Source organism: Streptomyces pallidus (ex Mingjun et al. 2026), from assembly GCF_051550185.1.
Taxonomy (GTDB): domain Bacteria; phylum Actinomycetota; class Actinomycetes; order Streptomycetales; family Streptomycetaceae; genus Streptomyces.
Genome location: NZ_CP196181.1, coordinates 1,228,418 through 1,244,775, shown reverse-complemented (window position 1 = coordinate 1,244,775; position 16,358 = coordinate 1,228,418). Strand labels below are relative to the sequence as shown.

The 16,358-nt window shown below is 73.7% G+C and carries 13 protein-coding genes and 2 pseudogenes; 8 read left to right on the top strand and 7 right to left on the bottom strand.

Going from position 1 to position 16,358, the window contains the following annotated elements:
- From ACSHWO_RS05290 to ACSHWO_RS05280, 3 genes are read left to right on the top strand one after another with little or no spacing between them, the layout of a single operon-like run.
- Window positions 1-2,064 (top strand): SpoIIE family protein phosphatase, encoded by a 2,064-nt coding sequence (locus ACSHWO_RS05290; RefSeq protein WP_361086078.1) that lies wholly within the window; start codon window positions 1-3, stop codon window positions 2,062-2,064.
- Between the two features lie 45 nt (window positions 2,065-2,109).
- Entirely contained in the window at window positions 2,110-2,970 is an 861-nt protein-coding gene (locus ACSHWO_RS05285) for an Fpg/Nei family DNA glycosylase (RefSeq protein ID WP_438310232.1), read from the top strand.
- A 39-nt stretch (window positions 2,971-3,009) separates the two neighbouring features.
- Window positions 3,010-3,432 (top strand): hypothetical protein, encoded by a 423-nt coding sequence (locus ACSHWO_RS05280; protein WP_361086071.1) that lies wholly within the window; start codon window positions 3,010-3,012, stop codon window positions 3,430-3,432.
- A 68-nt stretch (window positions 3,433-3,500) separates the two neighbouring features.
- Here ACSHWO_RS05280 and ACSHWO_RS05275 read toward each other — a convergent pair whose 3' ends face one another.
- Window positions 3,501-3,965, bottom strand: a complete 465-nt coding sequence (locus ACSHWO_RS05275) for a hypothetical protein (protein ID WP_385846243.1) — start codon at window positions 3,963-3,965, stop codon at window positions 3,501-3,503.
- Window positions 3,966-4,235: 270 nt separating this feature from the next.
- Window positions 4,236-4,781: a sigma-70 family RNA polymerase sigma factor gene (locus ACSHWO_RS05270; protein WP_361086068.1), complete on the bottom strand. Its 546-nt coding sequence runs from the start codon at window positions 4,779-4,781 to the stop codon at window positions 4,236-4,238.
- Window positions 4,782-5,059: 278 nt separating this feature from the next.
- On the opposite strand from ACSHWO_RS05270, the pseudogene ACSHWO_RS05265 reads away from it, so the two are divergent.
- Window positions 5,060-6,250, top strand: a pseudogene (locus ACSHWO_RS05265) (CapA family protein).
- Window positions 6,251-6,381: 131 nt separating this feature from the next.
- Here the strand turns inward: ACSHWO_RS05265 and ACSHWO_RS05260 are convergent.
- Window positions 6,382-6,483: pseudogene (locus tag ACSHWO_RS05260) on the bottom strand (universal stress protein); the annotation flags it as partial.
- Window positions 6,484-6,563: 80 nt separating this feature from the next.
- Between ACSHWO_RS05260 and lysX the strand changes: the two are divergent.
- Window positions 6,564-9,866, top strand: a complete 3,303-nt coding sequence (gene lysX, locus ACSHWO_RS05255) for a bifunctional lysylphosphatidylglycerol synthetase/lysine--tRNA ligase LysX (protein ID WP_438310231.1) — start codon at window positions 6,564-6,566, stop codon at window positions 9,864-9,866.
- A gap of 70 nt (window positions 9,867-9,936) precedes the next feature.
- Window positions 9,937-10,881, top strand: coding sequence for a polysaccharide deacetylase family protein (locus ACSHWO_RS05250; RefSeq protein ID WP_438310230.1), 945 nt, complete (start codon window positions 9,937-9,939; stop codon window positions 10,879-10,881).
- A 59-nt stretch (window positions 10,882-10,940) separates the two neighbouring features.
- Here ACSHWO_RS05250 and ACSHWO_RS05245 read toward each other — a convergent pair whose 3' ends face one another.
- Window positions 10,941-11,606, bottom strand: a complete 666-nt coding sequence (locus ACSHWO_RS05245) for a class F sortase (RefSeq protein WP_385846226.1) — start codon at window positions 11,604-11,606, stop codon at window positions 10,941-10,943.
- Window positions 11,607-11,958: 352 nt separating this feature from the next.
- On the opposite strand from ACSHWO_RS05245, the gene ACSHWO_RS05240 reads away from it, so the two are divergent.
- On the top strand, window positions 11,959-12,657 hold the full coding sequence (locus ACSHWO_RS05240) for a hypothetical protein (RefSeq protein WP_438310229.1): 699 nt from the start codon (window positions 11,959-11,961) through the stop codon (window positions 12,655-12,657).
- Between the two features lie 135 nt (window positions 12,658-12,792).
- On the opposite strand, the gene ACSHWO_RS05235 is transcribed toward ACSHWO_RS05240, so the two are convergent.
- From ACSHWO_RS05235 to ACSHWO_RS05225, 3 genes are all read right to left on the bottom strand, one after another.
- Window positions 12,793-13,371: a hypothetical protein gene (locus ACSHWO_RS05235; RefSeq protein WP_438310228.1), complete on the bottom strand. Its 579-nt coding sequence runs from the start codon at window positions 13,369-13,371 to the stop codon at window positions 12,793-12,795.
- Window positions 13,372-13,584: 213 nt separating this feature from the next.
- Window positions 13,585-14,355, bottom strand: coding sequence for a DUF4239 domain-containing protein (locus tag ACSHWO_RS05230; RefSeq protein ID WP_438310227.1), 771 nt, complete (start codon window positions 14,353-14,355; stop codon window positions 13,585-13,587).
- Window positions 14,356-14,400: 45 nt separating this feature from the next.
- The gene (locus ACSHWO_RS05225; protein ID WP_361086041.1) at window positions 14,401-14,526 is read right to left on the bottom strand and encodes a hypothetical protein; all 126 of its coding nucleotides are present in this window, start codon (window positions 14,524-14,526) and stop codon (window positions 14,401-14,403) included.
- A gap of 884 nt (window positions 14,527-15,410) precedes the next feature.
- On the opposite strand from ACSHWO_RS05225, the gene ACSHWO_RS05220 reads away from it, so the two are divergent.
- Window positions 15,411-16,241 carry an SAM-dependent methyltransferase gene (locus ACSHWO_RS05220; RefSeq protein WP_361086038.1) on the top strand — a complete coding sequence of 277 codons (831 nt, stop codon included), beginning with the start codon at window positions 15,411-15,413 and terminating at the stop codon, window positions 16,239-16,241.
- The last annotated feature ends 117 nt before the right edge of the window (window positions 16,242-16,358 follow it).

The window sequence follows — 16,358 nt, the reverse complement described above, 5'->3', positions numbered from 1 at the left end:
GTGTGTCATGGTGGACCGGTGCCGACCACCGTATCGCTGCCGGACGACTGGCCCGCACACCCGGACCGGTCGCTCTCGCTCAACCGCATGGGCAGTTTCGACTGGGACCTCGTCGCCGGCGTCATGCACATGGACGAGGCCGCCCTCGACGTGTTCGACACCCTGCCCGAGGAGTACGACGGACGGCCCGACTCGCTCGCCGCGCGGGTTCCGCAGGCCGAGTCCGTCCGGCTCGACGCCCTCGTCTCCAGCACCCTGAAGGCCGGCGACGACAGCTACGGCGCCTACTTCCGCATCCGCTGCCGGGACGGACGGATGCGCTGGACCCACACCCAGGGCCGCGTCATGCGCGACGGCGACGGCCGCCCGTACCGGATCATCGGCATCGTCCGGGACGCCACCGAGGAGCTCACCCACTCCGCCGAACGCCTCGGCCTGGACGAGGAACGCCGCCGGCAGACCTCCGTCGTGGAGAGCACCACCGCCGCCCTCGCCCACGCCCGGACCGTGCGGGACGTCATCGACGTCATCGGCGACGCGCACGGCCTGGAGCGGCTCGGCTCCATGGGCATGGTGATGGGCCTGGTCGAGGCGGGGCGGATCCACCTGGTGGCCGAAGGCCCCGAGGGCAGCTTCGTGCCCGGCACCCGCTACACCCGCATCGACGAGAACTACCCGATGAGCGAGGTCGTCCGCTCGCTCCAGCCGCGCTTCCTGGACTCCGCGCACGAGTTCGCCGAGGACTATCCGGGGCTCTGGCAGAAGATCTCCTACATGGACATCTCGGCGGCCGCCTATCTGCCGCTGGTCGCCCAGGCCCGCCCGATCGGCGCGATCGGCCTTCTCTACCAGGACAAGGCCGGCTTCACCCAGGACGAGCGGAACCTCCTCGTTGCCCTCGGCAGCAGCATCGCCCAGAGCCTGCAGCGCGCCATGCTGCTCGAACAGGAGCACGACCTCGCGGAGGGGCTCCAGCAGGCCATGCTGCCGCGCCGGATCCCCGCCGTCGACGGCGGGGAGATCGCGGTCCGCTACCGGTCCGCCCGGATGGGCCAGGACATCGGCGGCGACTGGTACGACGTCATCCCGCTGCCCGGAGGCCGGGTCGGCGCGGTCATCGGCGACGTCCAGGGCCACGACACCCACGCCGCCGCCGTGATGGGCCAGCTGCGCATCGTGCTGCGCGCCTACGCCGCCGAGGGGCACTCGCCCGGCACGGTCGTCGCCCGCGCCTCGGTGTTCCTGCACGAGCTGGACACCGACCGCTTCGCGACCTGCACCTATGTCGAGGCCGACCTCGCGACCGGCGTCCTGCAGGTCGTACGGGCCGGGCACATCGACCCGCTGCTGCGCACCCGGGACGGGGACTGCCGGCCGCTGTCGGCCGAGGGCGGGATGCCGCTGGGCCTCTCGGCGGAGTTCGGCCGGCTGGAGTACCCGGTCACCACCGTGGAGCTCGACCCCGGGGAAACCCTCCTGCTGTGCACGGACGGCCTGGTCGAGCACCCCGGAGCGGACCTCGACGACGGCGTCCGGCTGCTCGGCGACCTGGTCCGCAGCGGGCCCTCTGACCTCCAGGAGCTCGCCGACCGGCTGTGCGAGGCCATCGACGAGCGGGGCGGCGACGACGACATGGCACTGCTCCTGCTGCGCCGCCGCGTGGAGGAGACCGCGCAGGGCGGCGGCCGGCTCCAGCAGCACGTGGCCCCGGGGGACCCCGAGGCCCTGGTGGCCGCCCGCCACATGATCGGGGCCGCGGTGCGGGCCTGGGGTGCGGGGGAGCGGGCCGACGAGATCGAACTCATCGCCGACGAGCTGATCGTCAACGCCCTCATGCACACCGACGGGCCCGCCATCGTCACCCTGCGCGTGCTGACCGCCCCGGAACGCAGGCTCCGGGTGGAGGTGGAGGACCGCTCCAGCGCCCTGCCGCGCCGCCGCGAGGCCGGCGACTCGGGAGTTTCGGGCCGCGGGCTGATGCTGGTGGACCGCCTCGCCGACGCCTGGGGCGTGGAATCGCGCGGCAGCGGCAAGTGCGTGTGGTGCGAGTTCCTGATGGACTGACCCCGTCCGCTCGCCGATCGCCGCAGCTCGGGTCAGGCTGGGGGCATGCCCGAGCTGCCGGAGGTCGAGGCCCTCAGGGAGTTCCTCGACGAGCACCTCACCGGGCGGGTGGTCGCCCGCGTCCTCCCGCTCGCCGTCAGCGTGCTCAAGACGTACGACCCGCCGCCGAGCGCCCTCGAAGGGAGGACGGCCGGCCCCACCGCCCGGTACGGCAAGTTCCTCGCCCTGCGGATCGGCGACCTGCACCTGGTCACCCACCTGGCCCGGGCCGGTTGGCTCCGCTGGCACGACACCGTGCCCGACCGCCCGCCGCGACCCGGGAAGGGACCCCTCGCACTGCGCGTGGTCCTGGAGGACGGCAGCGGCTTCGACCTCACGGAGGCGGGCACCCAGAAGCGCCTGGCCGTCCACGTCGTCCGCGACCCGCAGGAGGTTCCCGGCATCGCCCGCCTGGGCCCGGACCCCCTCGCCGACGACTTCGACCGGGACGCGTTCGCCGCGCTGCTGGCGGGGGAGCGGCGGCAGATCAAGGGCGTCCTGCGCGACCAGAGCGTGATCGCGGGCATCGGCAACGCCTACAGCGACGAGATCCTGCACGCCGCGCGGGTCTCCCCCTACAAGCTGGCCTCCGCCTTCGACGACGAGCAGGTCACCCGCCTGTACGAGGCCGTCCGGGGCACCCTGTGCGAGGCCGTGGAACGCGCCCACGGCGTGGCCGCCGGGGGCCTCAAGGCGGAGAAGAAGAGCGGGCTGCGGGTGCACGGGAGGGACGGGGAGCCCTGCCCGGTGTGCGGGGACACCATCCGCTCGGTGTCCTTCGCGGACTCCTCGCTCCAGTACTGCCCCACCTGCCAGACCGGCGGCAGGCCGCTCGCCGACCGCAGGCTCTCGCGGCTGCTCAAATGACCTCCCCCGGTCCTCGCCGGCTGCGTAGACTCGCGCAGCATGTCGCAGGATCAGCCGTCCCCGCGGGAGCGTCCGCTGCCGCCGCCCCGGCGGGAGACCGTCACGGGCGTCCCGCGCGGCGCCCGCCGACGGCCTCCCGCGCACACCCCGGCCCGCTCGGAGATCTCCGAGCAGACCACCCTGGGGGCCACGTACGTACGGGCCCTGATGCGCAGTCAGCTGCGGGCCGGGCTGGGAGCGCTGGCCGCCCTCGCCCTCCTGGTCGGGACGCTGCCCGTGCTGTTCGCCCTCGCCCGACCCGCGCCGGGGCCGCTGGTGTGGGCGGTGCTCGGCCTGGCCGTCTACCCGGTGATGTGGCTGATCGCCCGCTGGTACGTCGCCCGGGCCGAGCGCAACGAGGCCGACTTCACCGGCCTGGTGACGGACCCGGCCGAGGCGCCGGTACCACCGCGGCGGCCGTAGGGCGGCCCCGGGCGGCTCGCCGGTACGCGGTCGGGCCGGCTCGGGAGGTGCGGGAGCGGTGCCGGGCCTCAGAAGAGGTGCATCGCCAAGTGGCCGAGAGGGAGCCCGAGCTGCCAGGCGGGGGTCCAGACCCGGGCGTTCTCGTCCAGGGCCTGCGGGCCGTCTTCGGGGCCGGACCGGCCTGGGTCGAGGTTGGTGGCGAACAGTTCCGTGCTGTCGAGCCAGCGCCAGGCCGCCCGGGCCAGTTCCAGGTCCGGGTCCTCGTCGCGCCCGCCGTCCCGGGCCTCCTCGCCGAGGGTGAGGAACCTGGTGTGCACCCAGTCGCGCCAGGGGTGCCCGTACGCGGTCAGTGAGAGCCACTCGTCGAGCTGCGAGACGACCCGGATCCCGGAGAGCTCGCCGGCCGCGTCGGAGAGGTAGATGGTCAGGGCGAGCGTGTCGCGCCCGGCACGGAACTCCAGGGTACTGACCGGGATCAGCCGTCCCGTGCGCAGCAGTTCGTCGGCGATGTACTCGGCGTAGAGCCATGCCATGGGCACCGCGAGCCCGCCGTCACTGGTGCCGTTCGTACCCTCGGGCTGCACCGTTCCACCTTCTCCCGCGTGTCGAGCTTGCCTCCGTCAGCGTCGAGCCTTCCTCGACCGGCTTGCACGACGGGGCGTGTTTACTCAACTTGAACGGTCTGCGGCCGATTTCCATGCGCTTTCTGTCCGATCCCGGTCCATTGGGATCGTTCTGCGCGTGATTCCTCCGGGATTCCACGGGATTCCTCCTGGGAGTCCCCCTACGTCACCTCGCTGCGCTCAGGCGCCGAGGCCGTACCCGTAGCCGTATCCCTGGAGCCCCTTGCGCAGGGCGCGCAGGGCGTAGTGGGTGCGGGACTTGACGGTGCCGGCCGGAATGCCGAGCTCCGCGGCGGCCTCGGCCACCGAGCGGTCCTGGAAGTAGACCTGCATCAACACGGCGCGGTGCTCGGGCCCGAGGGAGCCCACCGCCCGCCGGACGTCGATGGCGATGACCGAGCCGGCCACGGCGTCCTCGGCCGCCGGCGCCTGTTCCAGGGACTCCGCGTCGACCTCCTGGGGCCGCGACAGGCGTGCCCGGCGGGCGTCGATCGCGAGCCGCCGCGCGACCGTGAACAGCCACGGCCGCATGGAGTCGTGACTGCTCGCCAGGACCTCGGGGTGCTGCCAGGCCCGTACGAGGGTCTCCTGGACGAGGTCCTCGGCGCGCTGGGGGTCGCCGCCGGTGAGCCCCAGCAGGAATCCGAACAGGGCCCGCCCGTGGTCGCGCTGGAGTTCGGCCAGTGCATCGGGGTCGGTGCGCGGGAGGGTGGGGGGAAGCGGCACGGGTGGCTCCTTCCTGGGGCCGTCGGGTCCTGGGGAACCCACCCTCACCTGCGGGGAGCGCCTCGGGAACCGTCGCGCCGGGGCGTTGCGCCCAAGCGCCCGGGCCGACCGGTCAGCGGGCGCGACCGGCGACGAACGGTCGAACGGCGCGGCGAACGGCCTCCGGGACGCGGCGGCTCCACCGGGCGGTGCCGGCCGGAGCCGTTCCTGGACGGGCGGCATCCCTCTCCATGACATAAAAGATGATCAGATAGTCGTACTAATGGGAGATGGTCCACATGACCACACAGATCCGGCGGGCCCTCGCGTTCCTGACGGCGGCCCTCCTCGCAGGCGCCGCCGCCGGCCGCTCGGCCGGAGGGGAGCCCCCGCCCGCCCGCCTCGGCAAACCCCACGACCCACCCCCCGCCCGGCGGCGAGGGCACCGCGCGCGGCTGCACCCTCGTCGCGAGCGGCGACGTCCTGCCGCACGACTCGATCATCAAACGTGCCGCCGCCGACGCGGACGGCGCCGGCCACGACTTCCGCCCGATGTTCTCCCGGGTCAAACCCCTGGTCTCGGCCGCCGACCTGGCCCTGTGCCACATGGAGACCGTCTACGGTCCGGACGGCGGGCCCTTCACCGGCTACCCGGCCTTCGTCTCCCCGCCGCAGGTCGCCGACGGCCTGCGCGACGCCGGCTACGACGGCTGCTCCACGGCCTCGAACCACACGCTCGACGCCGGCCCCGAGGGCATCAAGCGCACCCTCGACGCCTTCGACCGGGTCGGACTGGGACACGCGGGCTCCGCCCGCACCGCCGCCGAGGCGGCCGCACCGAAGGTGTACCAGGCCGGATCCGCGAAGATCGCGCACCTCGCGTACACCTACGACACCAACGGCTACCCGCTGCCGAAGGGGCAGCCCTGGGCCGTAACCTCATGGAGCAGGACAAGATCATCGCCGATGCGCGGGCCGCCCGGAAGGCCGGCGCGGACGTGGTCCTCGTCAGCCTGCACTGGGGCACGGAATGGCAGACCGAACCCGACGAGCGGCAGCTCTCGCTCGGCAAGGCGCTCACCGCCTCCCGGACCGGGACCCGTCCCGACATCGACATGATCCTCGGCACCCACGCGCACATCCCGCAGGCCTACGAGAAGGTCAACGGGACCTGGATCGTCTACGGCATGGGCGACCAGATCGCCGGCGAGATGTCCAACCACTCCGGCGCACGGGACCTGCGCGGCAACTACGGCTCGATCGGCCGCTTCACCTTCGCCCCGCCGGCCGCGGCCGGGGAGCGCTGGCAGGTCACCAAGGCCGAGTTCGTCCCGCAGATGATGGACCTCGCCGCGGGCAAGGTCGTCATCCTGCCCCAAGCGCTCGCCCAGGACCCCGACGACGACCGCTACCGCACCGCCCAGGAGGCCATCAGCGAAGCCGTCCTCTCCCGCGGCGCCGCCAAGAGCGGCCTGACGATGGGCAGGTAGCCGGCACCGTCCGCCGGGTTTCCGGCCGGCACCCCCGCCGGGCACCCTCCGGAGGGCGGTCGGCGGGAGCGCGGCCCGTCACGGCACCACCGTGACGGGCCGCCGCCCCGCCTGCCAGCGGTGGCCGGGGGAGGGGCGCCCCGGAACGTGTGGAACTCCCGACGCACGTCGTAGATCCCCTTGAGCCGCTCCGCCGCCTCCCGGACCTCGGCGACCAGCCCCTGCGCGACCTCTCGGTCGTCCCTGCCGCCGGCCCCCCGGGGGTAGGCCGCTCGGCGCGCGGACCTTCGCCGCCCTCCCTACAGTGCGAACCATGAGTGCCACCCTGGAACGGACCAGGGGCACCCGGAACCGCTTCCTGGGCCGGGTGCCCGACGCGTACGCCGCGTTCTTCGGAGTCCTCGGGCTGGTCTGCGCCGTCCTGGCGCTCTCCCCGACACTGCGCCACCTCCTGCGGCACGTCGTCTGGTTCCTCGACGCCTTCGTGGTGCCGGTCAGCGCCAACCTCGCCTACGCCGTCTTCCTCTTCCTGCTCGCCGCCGCGCTCGGCACCCGCAAGAAGGTCGCCTGGTGGATCGTCGTCACCTACCTGGCCCTGCTGATCCTCGTCGACGTGCTGATCATGGTCCAAGGGGACTTCTGGATCGGCGGCCCCTCCCTGGTCATCGCCGTCGCCGCGCTGGTCCTCCTGATCGCCGCCCGCCGGGAGTTCTACGCCGCCTCCCGCCCCGGGGCCTTCTGGCGGGCCCTGCTCGTCCTGGGCCTCGGCCTGCTCGCCGCCGTCCTCCTCGGCTGGGGCCTGGTCGCGCTCTTCCCCGGCACCCTCCCGCCGGACCAGTGGCTGGACTGGGCCGCCAAACAGGTCTTCGGCGGCCTGTTCTCGGCCCGCCAGTTCGAGGGCCACCCGCCGCGCCCGCTGTACTTCCTCCTCGGCCTGTTCGGCGCCCTCGCCCTGCTGAACGCCGCCGCGGCCCTCTTCCGCTCCCAGCGCCTGACCGCCGCCCTCCACGGCGACGAGGAGCCACGCATCCGCGCCCTGCTGCGGGCCTACGGGCGCAGCGACTCCCTCGGCTACTTCGCCACCCGCCGGGACAAGGCCGTCGTCTTCGCCCCCAACGGCCGGGCCTGCGTCACCTACCGCGTCGAGGCGGGCGTCTGCCTGGCCAGCGGCGACCCCGTGGGCGACCCCACCGCCTGGAGCCCCGCCGTCGACGCCTGGCTGGGCGTCGCCCGCCGCTACGGCTGGCAGCCCGCCGTCATGGGCGCCTCCGAGGAGGGCGCCACCGCGTACGCCCGCTCCGGGCTCGGCGCCCTCCAGCTGGGTGACGAGGCCATCCTCCACGTCGCCCACTTCGACCTCGACGGCCGTGACATGCGCGTCACCCGCCAGGCCGTGGGCCGCGTCCGGCGGGCCGGAGCCACCACCCTGATCCGCCGGCACTCCGCTCTCGCCGAGGAGGAGATGCAGCGGATCATCGACCGCGCCGACACCTGGCGCGACACCGAGACCGAGCGCGGCTTCTCCATGGCCCTGAACCGGCTCGGCGACCCCGCCGACGGTGACTGCCTGCTCGTCGAGGCCTTCGACCGGGAGGGCGAGCTGATCGCCCTGCTGTCCTTCGTCCCCTGGGGCCCGGACGGCATCTCCCTGGACCTGATGCGCCGCGACCGCACCGCCCCCAACGGCGTCATGGAGTTCATGGTCGCCGAGCTGTGCGCCGCCGCACCCGGCCTCGGCGTCCGCCGGATCTCCCTCAACTTCGCCGTCTTCCGGTCCGCGTTCGAGGAGGGCGCCCGGATCGGCGCGGGGCCGGTGCTGAAGCTGTGGCGCAGGCTCCTGCTGTTCTTCTCCCGCTGGTGGCAGCTGGAGGCCCTGTACCGCTCCAACGTGAAGTACGGCCCCGAGTGGTACCCGCGGTTCCTCTGCTACCAGGACGCCGGCTCGCTCGCCCGGGTCAGCCTCGCCTCCGGCATCGCCGAGGGCTTCGTCTCCGTACCCAGTCTGCGCAAGCTCTGGGGCAACGCACACCTCAGGGGCCTGACCGCCCCCGCCACCACCGAAGGGCTGCCCCCGCTCGACGCCCTCGGCCTGGAAGGCGTGTCGCAGGAGCCGCCGGCCGTCCCCGCCGAGCGGCTCCCGGAACAGGTGCGCGTCCGGCACGACAAGCTGGAGCGGCTGCGCGCCGCCGGAGTCGACCCCTATCCCGTCGGCATCCCGCAGCGCACCCACACCGTCGCCGCCCTCCGGGCCGCCCACCCCGGGCACCCGCCCGGCACCCGCACCGGTGAGCGGGCCACCCTCGCCGGCCGGGTGATGGTCGTACGCGACCTCGGCGGCGTCGTCTTCGCCGTCCTGCGCGACTGGTCCGGGGACCTCCAACTGATGCTCACCCGCGACGAGGCCGGCCCCGAGGTCCTGGACTCCTTCGCCTCCCGGGTCGACTTCGGCGACCACGTCCTCGTCACCGGCGAGGTCGGCACCAGCCGGACCGGCGAGCCCTCCCTCGTGGTCTCCTCCTGGCTGCTCACCGGCAAATGCCTGCGCCCGCTCCCCGACAAGCGCAAGGGCCTCGCCGACCCCGAGGCCCGCGTCCGGCGCCGCTACCTCGACCTGGTCGCCAGCCCCGACGCCCGCGACGTCGTACGGGCCCGCTCGGCGGCCGTCCAGGCACTGCGCCAGGGGCTGCTGGACCGCGGCTACCTGGAGGTCGAGACCCCGATGCTCCAGCAGATCCACGGCGGGGCCAACGCCCGGCCGTTCCGCACCCACATCAACGCCTACGACCTCGACCTCTACCTGCGCATCGCGCCCGAGCTGTACCTCAAGCGGCTGTGCGTCGGCGGCCTGGAGAAGGTCTTCGAGATGGGCCGCACCTTCCGCAACGAGGGCGTCTCCTACAAGCACAACCCCGAGTTCACGATGCTGGAGGCGTACCAGGCCTTCGCCGACTACGACGTGATGCTGGACCTCACCCGCGAACTGATCCAGGGCGCCGCGACGGCCGCGTTCGGCGCGCCCGTCGCCCACAAGGCCGGCCCGGACGGAAAGCTCGTCGTCCACGACATCTCCGGCCCCTGGCCGGTCAAGACGGTGTACGGAGCGATCAGCGAGGCACTCGGCGAACAGGTCGACGCCGACACCCCGGAGCACGCGCTGCGCCGGCTGTGCGACCGGTCCGGGGTGCCGCACGCCCCCGACGACACCCGCGGCGACGTGGTGCTGGAGATGTACGAGCGGCTGGTGGAGGAGAAGACCCTGCTGCCCACCTTCTACAAGGACTTCCCGACCGACGTCTCCCCGCTCACCCGGCAGCACCGGCGCGACCCGCGCCTCGCCGAGCGCTGGGACCTGGTGGCCTTCGGCACCGAACTGGGCACCGCGTACTCGGAGCTCACCGACCCCGTCGAGCAGCGGCGCCGGCTCACCGCCCAGTCGCTGCTGGCGGCGGGCGGCGACCCGGAGGCGATGGAGCTCGACGACGACTTCCTGGACGCGCTGGAGTACGCGATGCCGCCGACCGGTGGTCTGGGCATCGGCGTCGACCGGCTGGTCATGTTCCTCACGGGCCTGACGATCCGCGAGACCCTGCCGTTCCCGCTGGTACGGCGCGGCTGAACGGGTGAGCGGAAGCGGCCGCGTCCGCGCCTCCCGACATCCGCGGCGGTCTCGTTGGTACGTAGTAGTAATGAAAAATGACGAGCCGACAGTAGGGCGGCGCGTGATCCTGCGCACCGCCGTCTTCCTCGGAATCGCCGCCGCCTCCGGACTCCTCGCCGCCGGAGAGGACGCGCTGCCCGGCCGCCGGCCCCCCGCGGGCGGAGGCGGGCCGGGGGCGGGCACCGCTGCGGGCACCGGCGCGGGTGCCGGAACCGCCCTCGGGCAGCCCGGCGCCGACGGAGCCGCCGGACCGGGTGGGGTCCGCGCCGTGCGGCCGCAGACCCCGGGCCGCACCGCGTACCGGCTCAGCCCCATGACCGCCGAGGGGCCGCTGCGCCCGCCGGTGGCGAGGCCCGTCGTACGCACCCGGCCCATCCTCGAACTCCCGCCCGCAGCCAGCACCGCCAGCGCCATGGTGCTCAGCTTCGACGACGGCCCAGACCCCCGCTACACCCCGACCATCCTCGACACCCTCGCCCGGTACCGCGTCCCCGCCCTCTTCTTCGTCTGCGGGGAGAGGGCCGACGAGAACCGCGACCTGCTGCGCCGGATGGCCGACGAGGGCCACGTCATCGGCAACCACACCTGGTCCCACCCCCGCATCCCGCGGCTCAGCCGGCCCGGACTCACCGACGAGATCGCCTCCACCAGCGAGGTCGTCGCGAAGACCGTGGGGGAGGCGCCCGTCTGGTTCCGGGCGCCCTACGGGGCCTGGAACCGGGCCGCGTTCGAGATCGGCGCCGAACTGGGCATGGAACCGCTCGCCTGGACCGTGGACAGCATGGACTGGACGGATCCCGGCACGTCCGTGGTCGTCTCGCACGTCCTGCAGGGCGCCGCCCCCGGCGTGATCGTGCTCAACCACGACGCCGGCGGCGACCGCACGCAGAGCGTCCGGGCCCTCGACACCTACCTGCCCCAGCTGATCGCCCGCGGCTACCGGATGACGCTGCCCACGCTGCCGCCCCGCTGAGGAGGCGTCTCCACGGCGGGGCGGGGCGGGCGGAAGCGGTGGGAGGCCGGGAAGGGCGCTCAGCGGGCCTCCACCATACGGGCGAAGACGACGACGTTGCCCTCGTAGCCCCGGGCCTTCGAGTAGCCGCCGCCACAGGTGATCACCCGCAGCTCCGGCCGGCCGGTGTCCCCGTACACCCGCGATCCGGGGAAGGCGTCCTTCGAGAACACCTCCACGCCGTACACCTCGAACACCGCCGTGCGCCCGTCGTAACGGTCCACCTCGATCCGGTGGCCCTTGCGCAGCGAGCCGAGCCCGTAGAAGACCGCCGGCCCCGCCGCGTTGTCGACGTGGCCCACGATCACCGATGACCCGAGCTGGCCCGGCGAGATGCCGTTGAGGTACCAGCCCGCGAGGTTCGGGTCCTCGGGCGGCGGGGCGGCGACCCAGCCCTGTGCGTCCAGGCCCACCGTCATCACCGGAGCGTCCACCCGGATCGCCGGGATCCGGATGCGCTGCACCGACGAGTGGTCCAACACCTGCGAGGCGGTCGCAGGACCCGGTGACGCAACCGGCGGCTGCCCCACGGGCGCCGACACCGCCGCGGCGGCGGTCGGCTGCGGCGGACCGTCCCCGACGTCCGCTCCGTTGCGCATCATGGCGAGCCCGCTGAGCATGACCAGTGCCAGCACGCCCCAAGGCGACCATCTCCTGCGCGGCTGCTCGCTCTCGTCCTCGGTCATGGCAATCCCTTCCCGACGCGGGGGTCCCGACCCGCGCTCGCGTCCCACCCCTGTACGCCCTTTCCCCCGCACGCTAAGGCCGTTTCCGCAAGACGGCGATCGCTGAACGGCGAACGGGTGGCGGAGTCCTACGGGGTGCGCCCATCCAGGTATTCGTCACATAAACAGCTGACGGGTCGTGACCTGCGGATCCGTCAGACGACGCGCGCAGCACCCGGCGTGTCGCTCAACCGTGCGGCCCAAAGCCGGACATGCGCTGGTTGCGGGCCCGCCCGAGGGTCGTGCTTGGGAGGCGTTCTCGTCGATCATCCCGGGCGACCGCTCCGGGGCGCTTTCCGCTGGAGGTTCCACCATGCGTGTTCTGCGCGCTCTCACCGTGGCCGCTGCGGCCAGCGCCACCATCGGACTCAGTACGCCCCTCGCCGCGGCGAACGACGCCGCGGCGGCCGGTCAGCCGGCGGCCGGCGTGCCCGCGGCCGGTCAGCCAGCGGCCGGATCGCCCGCGGCCGGTCAGCCGGCGGCCGGCGTGCCTGCGGCCGGTCAGCCGGCGGCCGGCGTGCCTGCGGCCGGTCAGCCGGCGGCCGGCGTGCCCGCGGCCGGTCAGCCAGCGGCCGGATCGCCCGCGGCCGGATCGCCGGGGGGCGGCGGCAACGGGCCCAGCAACGTGACGGTCAACCCGTACTCCGTGCACCAGGGCTCCAGGATGCGGGTCAGCGCGGCCGGCTGCCTGCGCGGCGGCACCGTCTGGTCGCCCAACAACTTTCAGCAGGAGCGGCTGTCGGCCGGGCCCATCGGGTTCGCCACCGTCCGGATCTTCAACCACGCCTCGCCCGGCAACCACACGCTGTCGGTCAAGTGCGACGACAACAGCCTGGTCGCCACGCACCGCTTCACGATCCTCGAGGGCCGGGGCGCCGAGGGTGGTCTCGGCGGCTCCATCGGGCCGTCCACCGCCGAGACCGCCATCGGGTCGAGCCTCGTGGGGGCCGCGGCCCTGGGAGCGGGCGCCCACGTGCTGCGCCGGCGCCGCCCCGTCCGCAGCCGGGCCTGACGACCGGCCGGGCCTCCCCGGTCGTAGCCCCGGACACCGCCGGTCGCCCCGGGTCCCGCAGGACCCCGGGCCGCCGGCGGTCGGCGGTTGCCGGTCGGCGCTCCGGCGGCGCGCACGGCGTCGACGCGCACGGCGTCAGTGTCCGCGCGCGCCCGCGCGGCGCCGGACCGCGTACCCGGTGCCGGCCGCGGCGGCGAGGAAGAGGGCCGCGCCCGCGCCGACCGCCCAGGGGTCCATTCCGGCGACGCTGCCGCCCAGCCCGCCCCGGACCCCGCGCGGGGGGCGCGGCGCAGGAGGGGGCACGGCGACGGCCGGGGCCCCGAACGTGGAACTCGTGGTGGGACGGGTGCTGCCGCCGGTGATGGTGAGGTCGGTCGAGCCGTTCTCGCCGTTGCACGTGAAGGTCACCGAGTACACGGCCCCGCGGCGGGCGTCGCGGTCCACCGTGACCCGGGCGGTCCTGCCGCGTTCGATGGTCACGGTGTCGAAGACCCCGGAGGAGACGGTGGCGTGGGCGGCGTTGCAGCCGCTGAGGGAGAGCGTCACCTGGCCGCCCGGGGCGACCGTGGAGGGGGTGACGGCGAAGCCGAACGAGGTGATCGGCTGGGCCCCGGCCGCCCCCGCACCGGGCGGGCCGAGGACGCCGAACGCGATCAGGGCGGCCGCGGCGCCGGTGCCGACCAGGGCAGTGGCGGAGGTACGTATCGCACCCATGAATGGTCCTCCGGATCCCGAGGAGCAGCCGCGGAACCGTTTCCGCACGGGGAGGGGGATGCACCTCGACGCTCGACACGCTAGGCGCGGGCGGGGTGGCCCGCGATCAGGGACGGGCGAACGGGGCACATCGGTGGGCCGAACCGGGGACGGAGGACCCCTCCCCGGTTTGACTCCCCTGCCCGCCTCGTCGCCGCCCGGGTCGGCCGCCGGTCAGCCGCCCAGGTCCAGGTGCGGGAACTGGGCGAGGAACGGCTCCGCGGTGGCCGCGATGCCGCGCCCGAACGGTGCGTCGAAGTCCCAGATGAGGAACAGCAGGAACGCGATCAGCGCACTGAACAGGCCCGCCAGCAGCAACTCCCGGAACGAGCGCCGGATCTGCAGGGTGAAGACCAGGCCCACGGTCACCAGCGCCCCGGTGATCAGGCCGAACCACACCACCCCCGGCATGGTCGCCCCCGCGCTCCCGGCCCGGGAGCTGCGGGCGTCGTCCACCAGCGCCACCTGGTCCACCAGCGGCTGGTAGGCCTGCCCCTCGTGGTCGGTCTGGGGCTCGTAGTCGGTCACGTCCCGGCGGATGCGTTCCAGCAGCTCCCCGCCGCGGTCGGTGAGGGTGCCCTGCTCTGCCATCTGCTTCCACTCGGTGTCCACGACGTGGGACACGTACGCGTCGACGTCGGCCCGGATCTTCTTGCGCACCTCGGTCGGGTAGACCTCGGAGCGGACGCTGATCTCGTGCAGGGCCTGGGCCTCCTGGCGCACGTACTCCTGGGCGGCCCCCCGGCCCTCCCAGACGCCCGCGATGGCCAGGCCCAGCACGATGGCGTAGATCACCCCGATCATCATCGTCATGTACTCGATGACGTCCGGGGTCTCGCTGGGATCGTCGTCGTCGCCGATCCGCCGGTGGTTGATGAAGACGATGGCCAGCACCACGGCACAGGCCGCGGCCATCGCGATGGTCAGGACGAGCCATTCCGACAAGACGACTCCCAAGGGGGCGCGGGTGGACGGGGCCGGGGTCGGGGCCTAGCGCGGGCGCAGTGCGGCCATCGCGAGCACCGCGGGGGCCGCGGTCATGAGCGTGAAGGTGACCGGTGAGACGTGGTGCTCGACCGGCTTGCGGGCCGGCGCCCGGTAGACCGGCCTGGCCACGGCCTTCTTCGCGGGCGGTGGCGGTGCCGGCGGGGACGGGGGTGGCGGGGGCGCGACCGGGGCCGCGTAGTGCTTCGCGGGAGCCGGCTTCGGCTGTGGCTTCGGCGGGGCCGGGGGAGCGGGCTCGGGCGGCGGCGGGGGCAGGGGCTTCGGGACGGGCGGGGGTGTCGGCTCGGGCGGCGGGGTCGGCTTCGGCGTGGGTTTCGGGGCCGGCGGCGGGGTCGGCTTGGGCGTGGGCTTCGGCGGGCAGGGCGGGGGAGGCGGCGGCGGGCAGTGGTGTCCGTGGCCCTTTCCGCGGCCCTTGCCGTGGCCCTTTCCGCGGCCGCCGTCGTGGCCGCTTCCCCGGCCGGTCCCGCGGCCGTCTGACGGACCGTCGGCGTGATGTGCGCCACCCCGGACCACGGCCACGGCCCCGCTGCCGGCGACCGCGACCGCCGTGACGGCCGCCGAGCCCCCACCGGACCGGATCGTCGCGTATGCGCAGCTATCGGCCATGGCCGGGGTGGCGGACAATGCCGCCCACAGCAGGACCGGGGCCACCATCAGGTGCCTGGCAGAGGCTCTGTTCACGCCGGGATCATGGGCTCGGGCGCGCCCGCGCACGCGGGGACGGGCCCGGGTTCGTCCGAACGGGTGGCGCGCGGACCGTAGAGGTTTGAGCCATGAAACGGTGTGACTCGGTCGCGACCTTGTTGCTCGGCATAAGAGACTTGTCGGTTTCGGTCATTCGTGGCGGCGGTGGCCGCCGAGGTCTTTGGTGTGTGATGAAGAACGGATCACCAATTTCCGCTTTTGCTCGCTCCCTTGGGCAATGATCAGTACATTCGGCTCGGACAGGTGTCCTACCCCGGACGACCGCCACGGACTACGGCTTGGAGACCGCGATGGAGCGCCCCGCCTGGGCCCCGCCAGGGATCGACATATCGGTGCCGAGCGTGTCCCGGATCTACGATTACTACCTGGGCGGCTCGCACAATTTCGAGGTCGACCGCCAGGCCGCCCGCCGCGCCATGGAATTCACCCCGGGCCTGCCCAAGATCATGCAGGCGAACCGGGCCTTCATGCGCCGCGCCGTCCGCTACGCCGTCGACCAGGGCGTCACCCAGTTCCTCGACATAGGCTCCGGAATCCCCACCTTCGGTAACGTCCACGAGGTCGCCCAGGAGGCCAGTCCCGAGGCCCGCGTCGTGTACGTGGACCACGACCCGGTGGCCGTCGCGCACAGCAGGGCCGTGCTCGCCGGCAGCGACCGCGCCGGGGTCGTCACCGCCGACCTGCGCAAGCCGCAGGACGTCCTGGGCTCCTCCGAGGTCGCCCGGCTGCTGGACCTCGAGCGCCCGGTCGCCCTGCTCCTGGTCGCCGTGCTGCACTTCGTGGAGGACGCGGACGCCCCGTACGCAGCCGTCGCCGAGCTCCGCGACGCCCTGCCCTCCGGTAGTCTGCTCGTCCTCACGCACGCCTCCTATGAAGGCCTGCCGCTGTCCGAGGAGGTCGCAGGCGGGATGGTCGACGTCTACCGGGACATCCGCAGTCCCCTCGTGATGCGCACCCGCGAGCAGGTGGTCCGCTTCTTCGACGGGTTCGAACTCGTCGACCCCGGGCTCGTGTCCATGCCGAACTGGCAGCCCGAAGGCCTCGCCGCCCCGCAGGACGGCGAGATGCCGGAGGACCCGTACGCCTTCGCGGGCTTCGCCGGAGTGGGACGCAAGGCGTGAGATCCCCGGCAGCGGTGCCTCCCGGCACACCGACCCCGAAGAGCGCGCACCCCGCGCAGGGCGAGTCCCTCCAGGCCCCGCCCGCCGGCCCGTCGGCGACCCCGGCGGGCCCCGCCG

Bases quoted from the DNA above. Each gene is read 5' to 3' on its own strand.
- ACSHWO_RS05285 (WP_438310232.1), top strand. From the start codon at position 2,110: ATGCCCGAGCTGCCGGAGGTCGAGGCCCTCAGGGAGTTCCTCGACGAG.
- ACSHWO_RS05280 (WP_361086071.1), top strand. From the start codon at position 3,010: ATGTCGCAGGATCAGCCGTCCCCGCGGGAGCGTCCGCTGCCGCCGCCC.
- ACSHWO_RS05275 (WP_385846243.1), bottom strand. From the start codon at position 3,965: ATGGCATGGCTCTACGCCGAGTACATCGCCGACGAACTGCTGCGCACG.
- lysX (WP_438310231.1), top strand. From the start codon at position 6,564: ATGAGTGCCACCCTGGAACGGACCAGGGGCACCCGGAACCGCTTCCTG.
- ACSHWO_RS05250 (WP_438310230.1), top strand. From the start codon at position 9,937: ATGAAAAATGACGAGCCGACAGTAGGGCGGCGCGTGATCCTGCGCACC.
- ACSHWO_RS05245 (WP_385846226.1), bottom strand. From the start codon at position 11,606: ATGACCGAGGACGAGAGCGAGCAGCCGCGCAGGAGATGGTCGCCTTGG.
- ACSHWO_RS05240 (WP_438310229.1), top strand. From the start codon at position 11,959: ATGCGTGTTCTGCGCGCTCTCACCGTGGCCGCTGCGGCCAGCGCCACC.
- ACSHWO_RS05235 (WP_438310228.1), bottom strand. From the start codon at position 13,371: ATGGGTGCGATACGTACCTCCGCCACTGCCCTGGTCGGCACCGGCGCC.
- ACSHWO_RS05220 (WP_361086038.1), top strand. From the start codon at position 15,411: ATGGAGCGCCCCGCCTGGGCCCCGCCAGGGATCGACATATCGGTGCCG.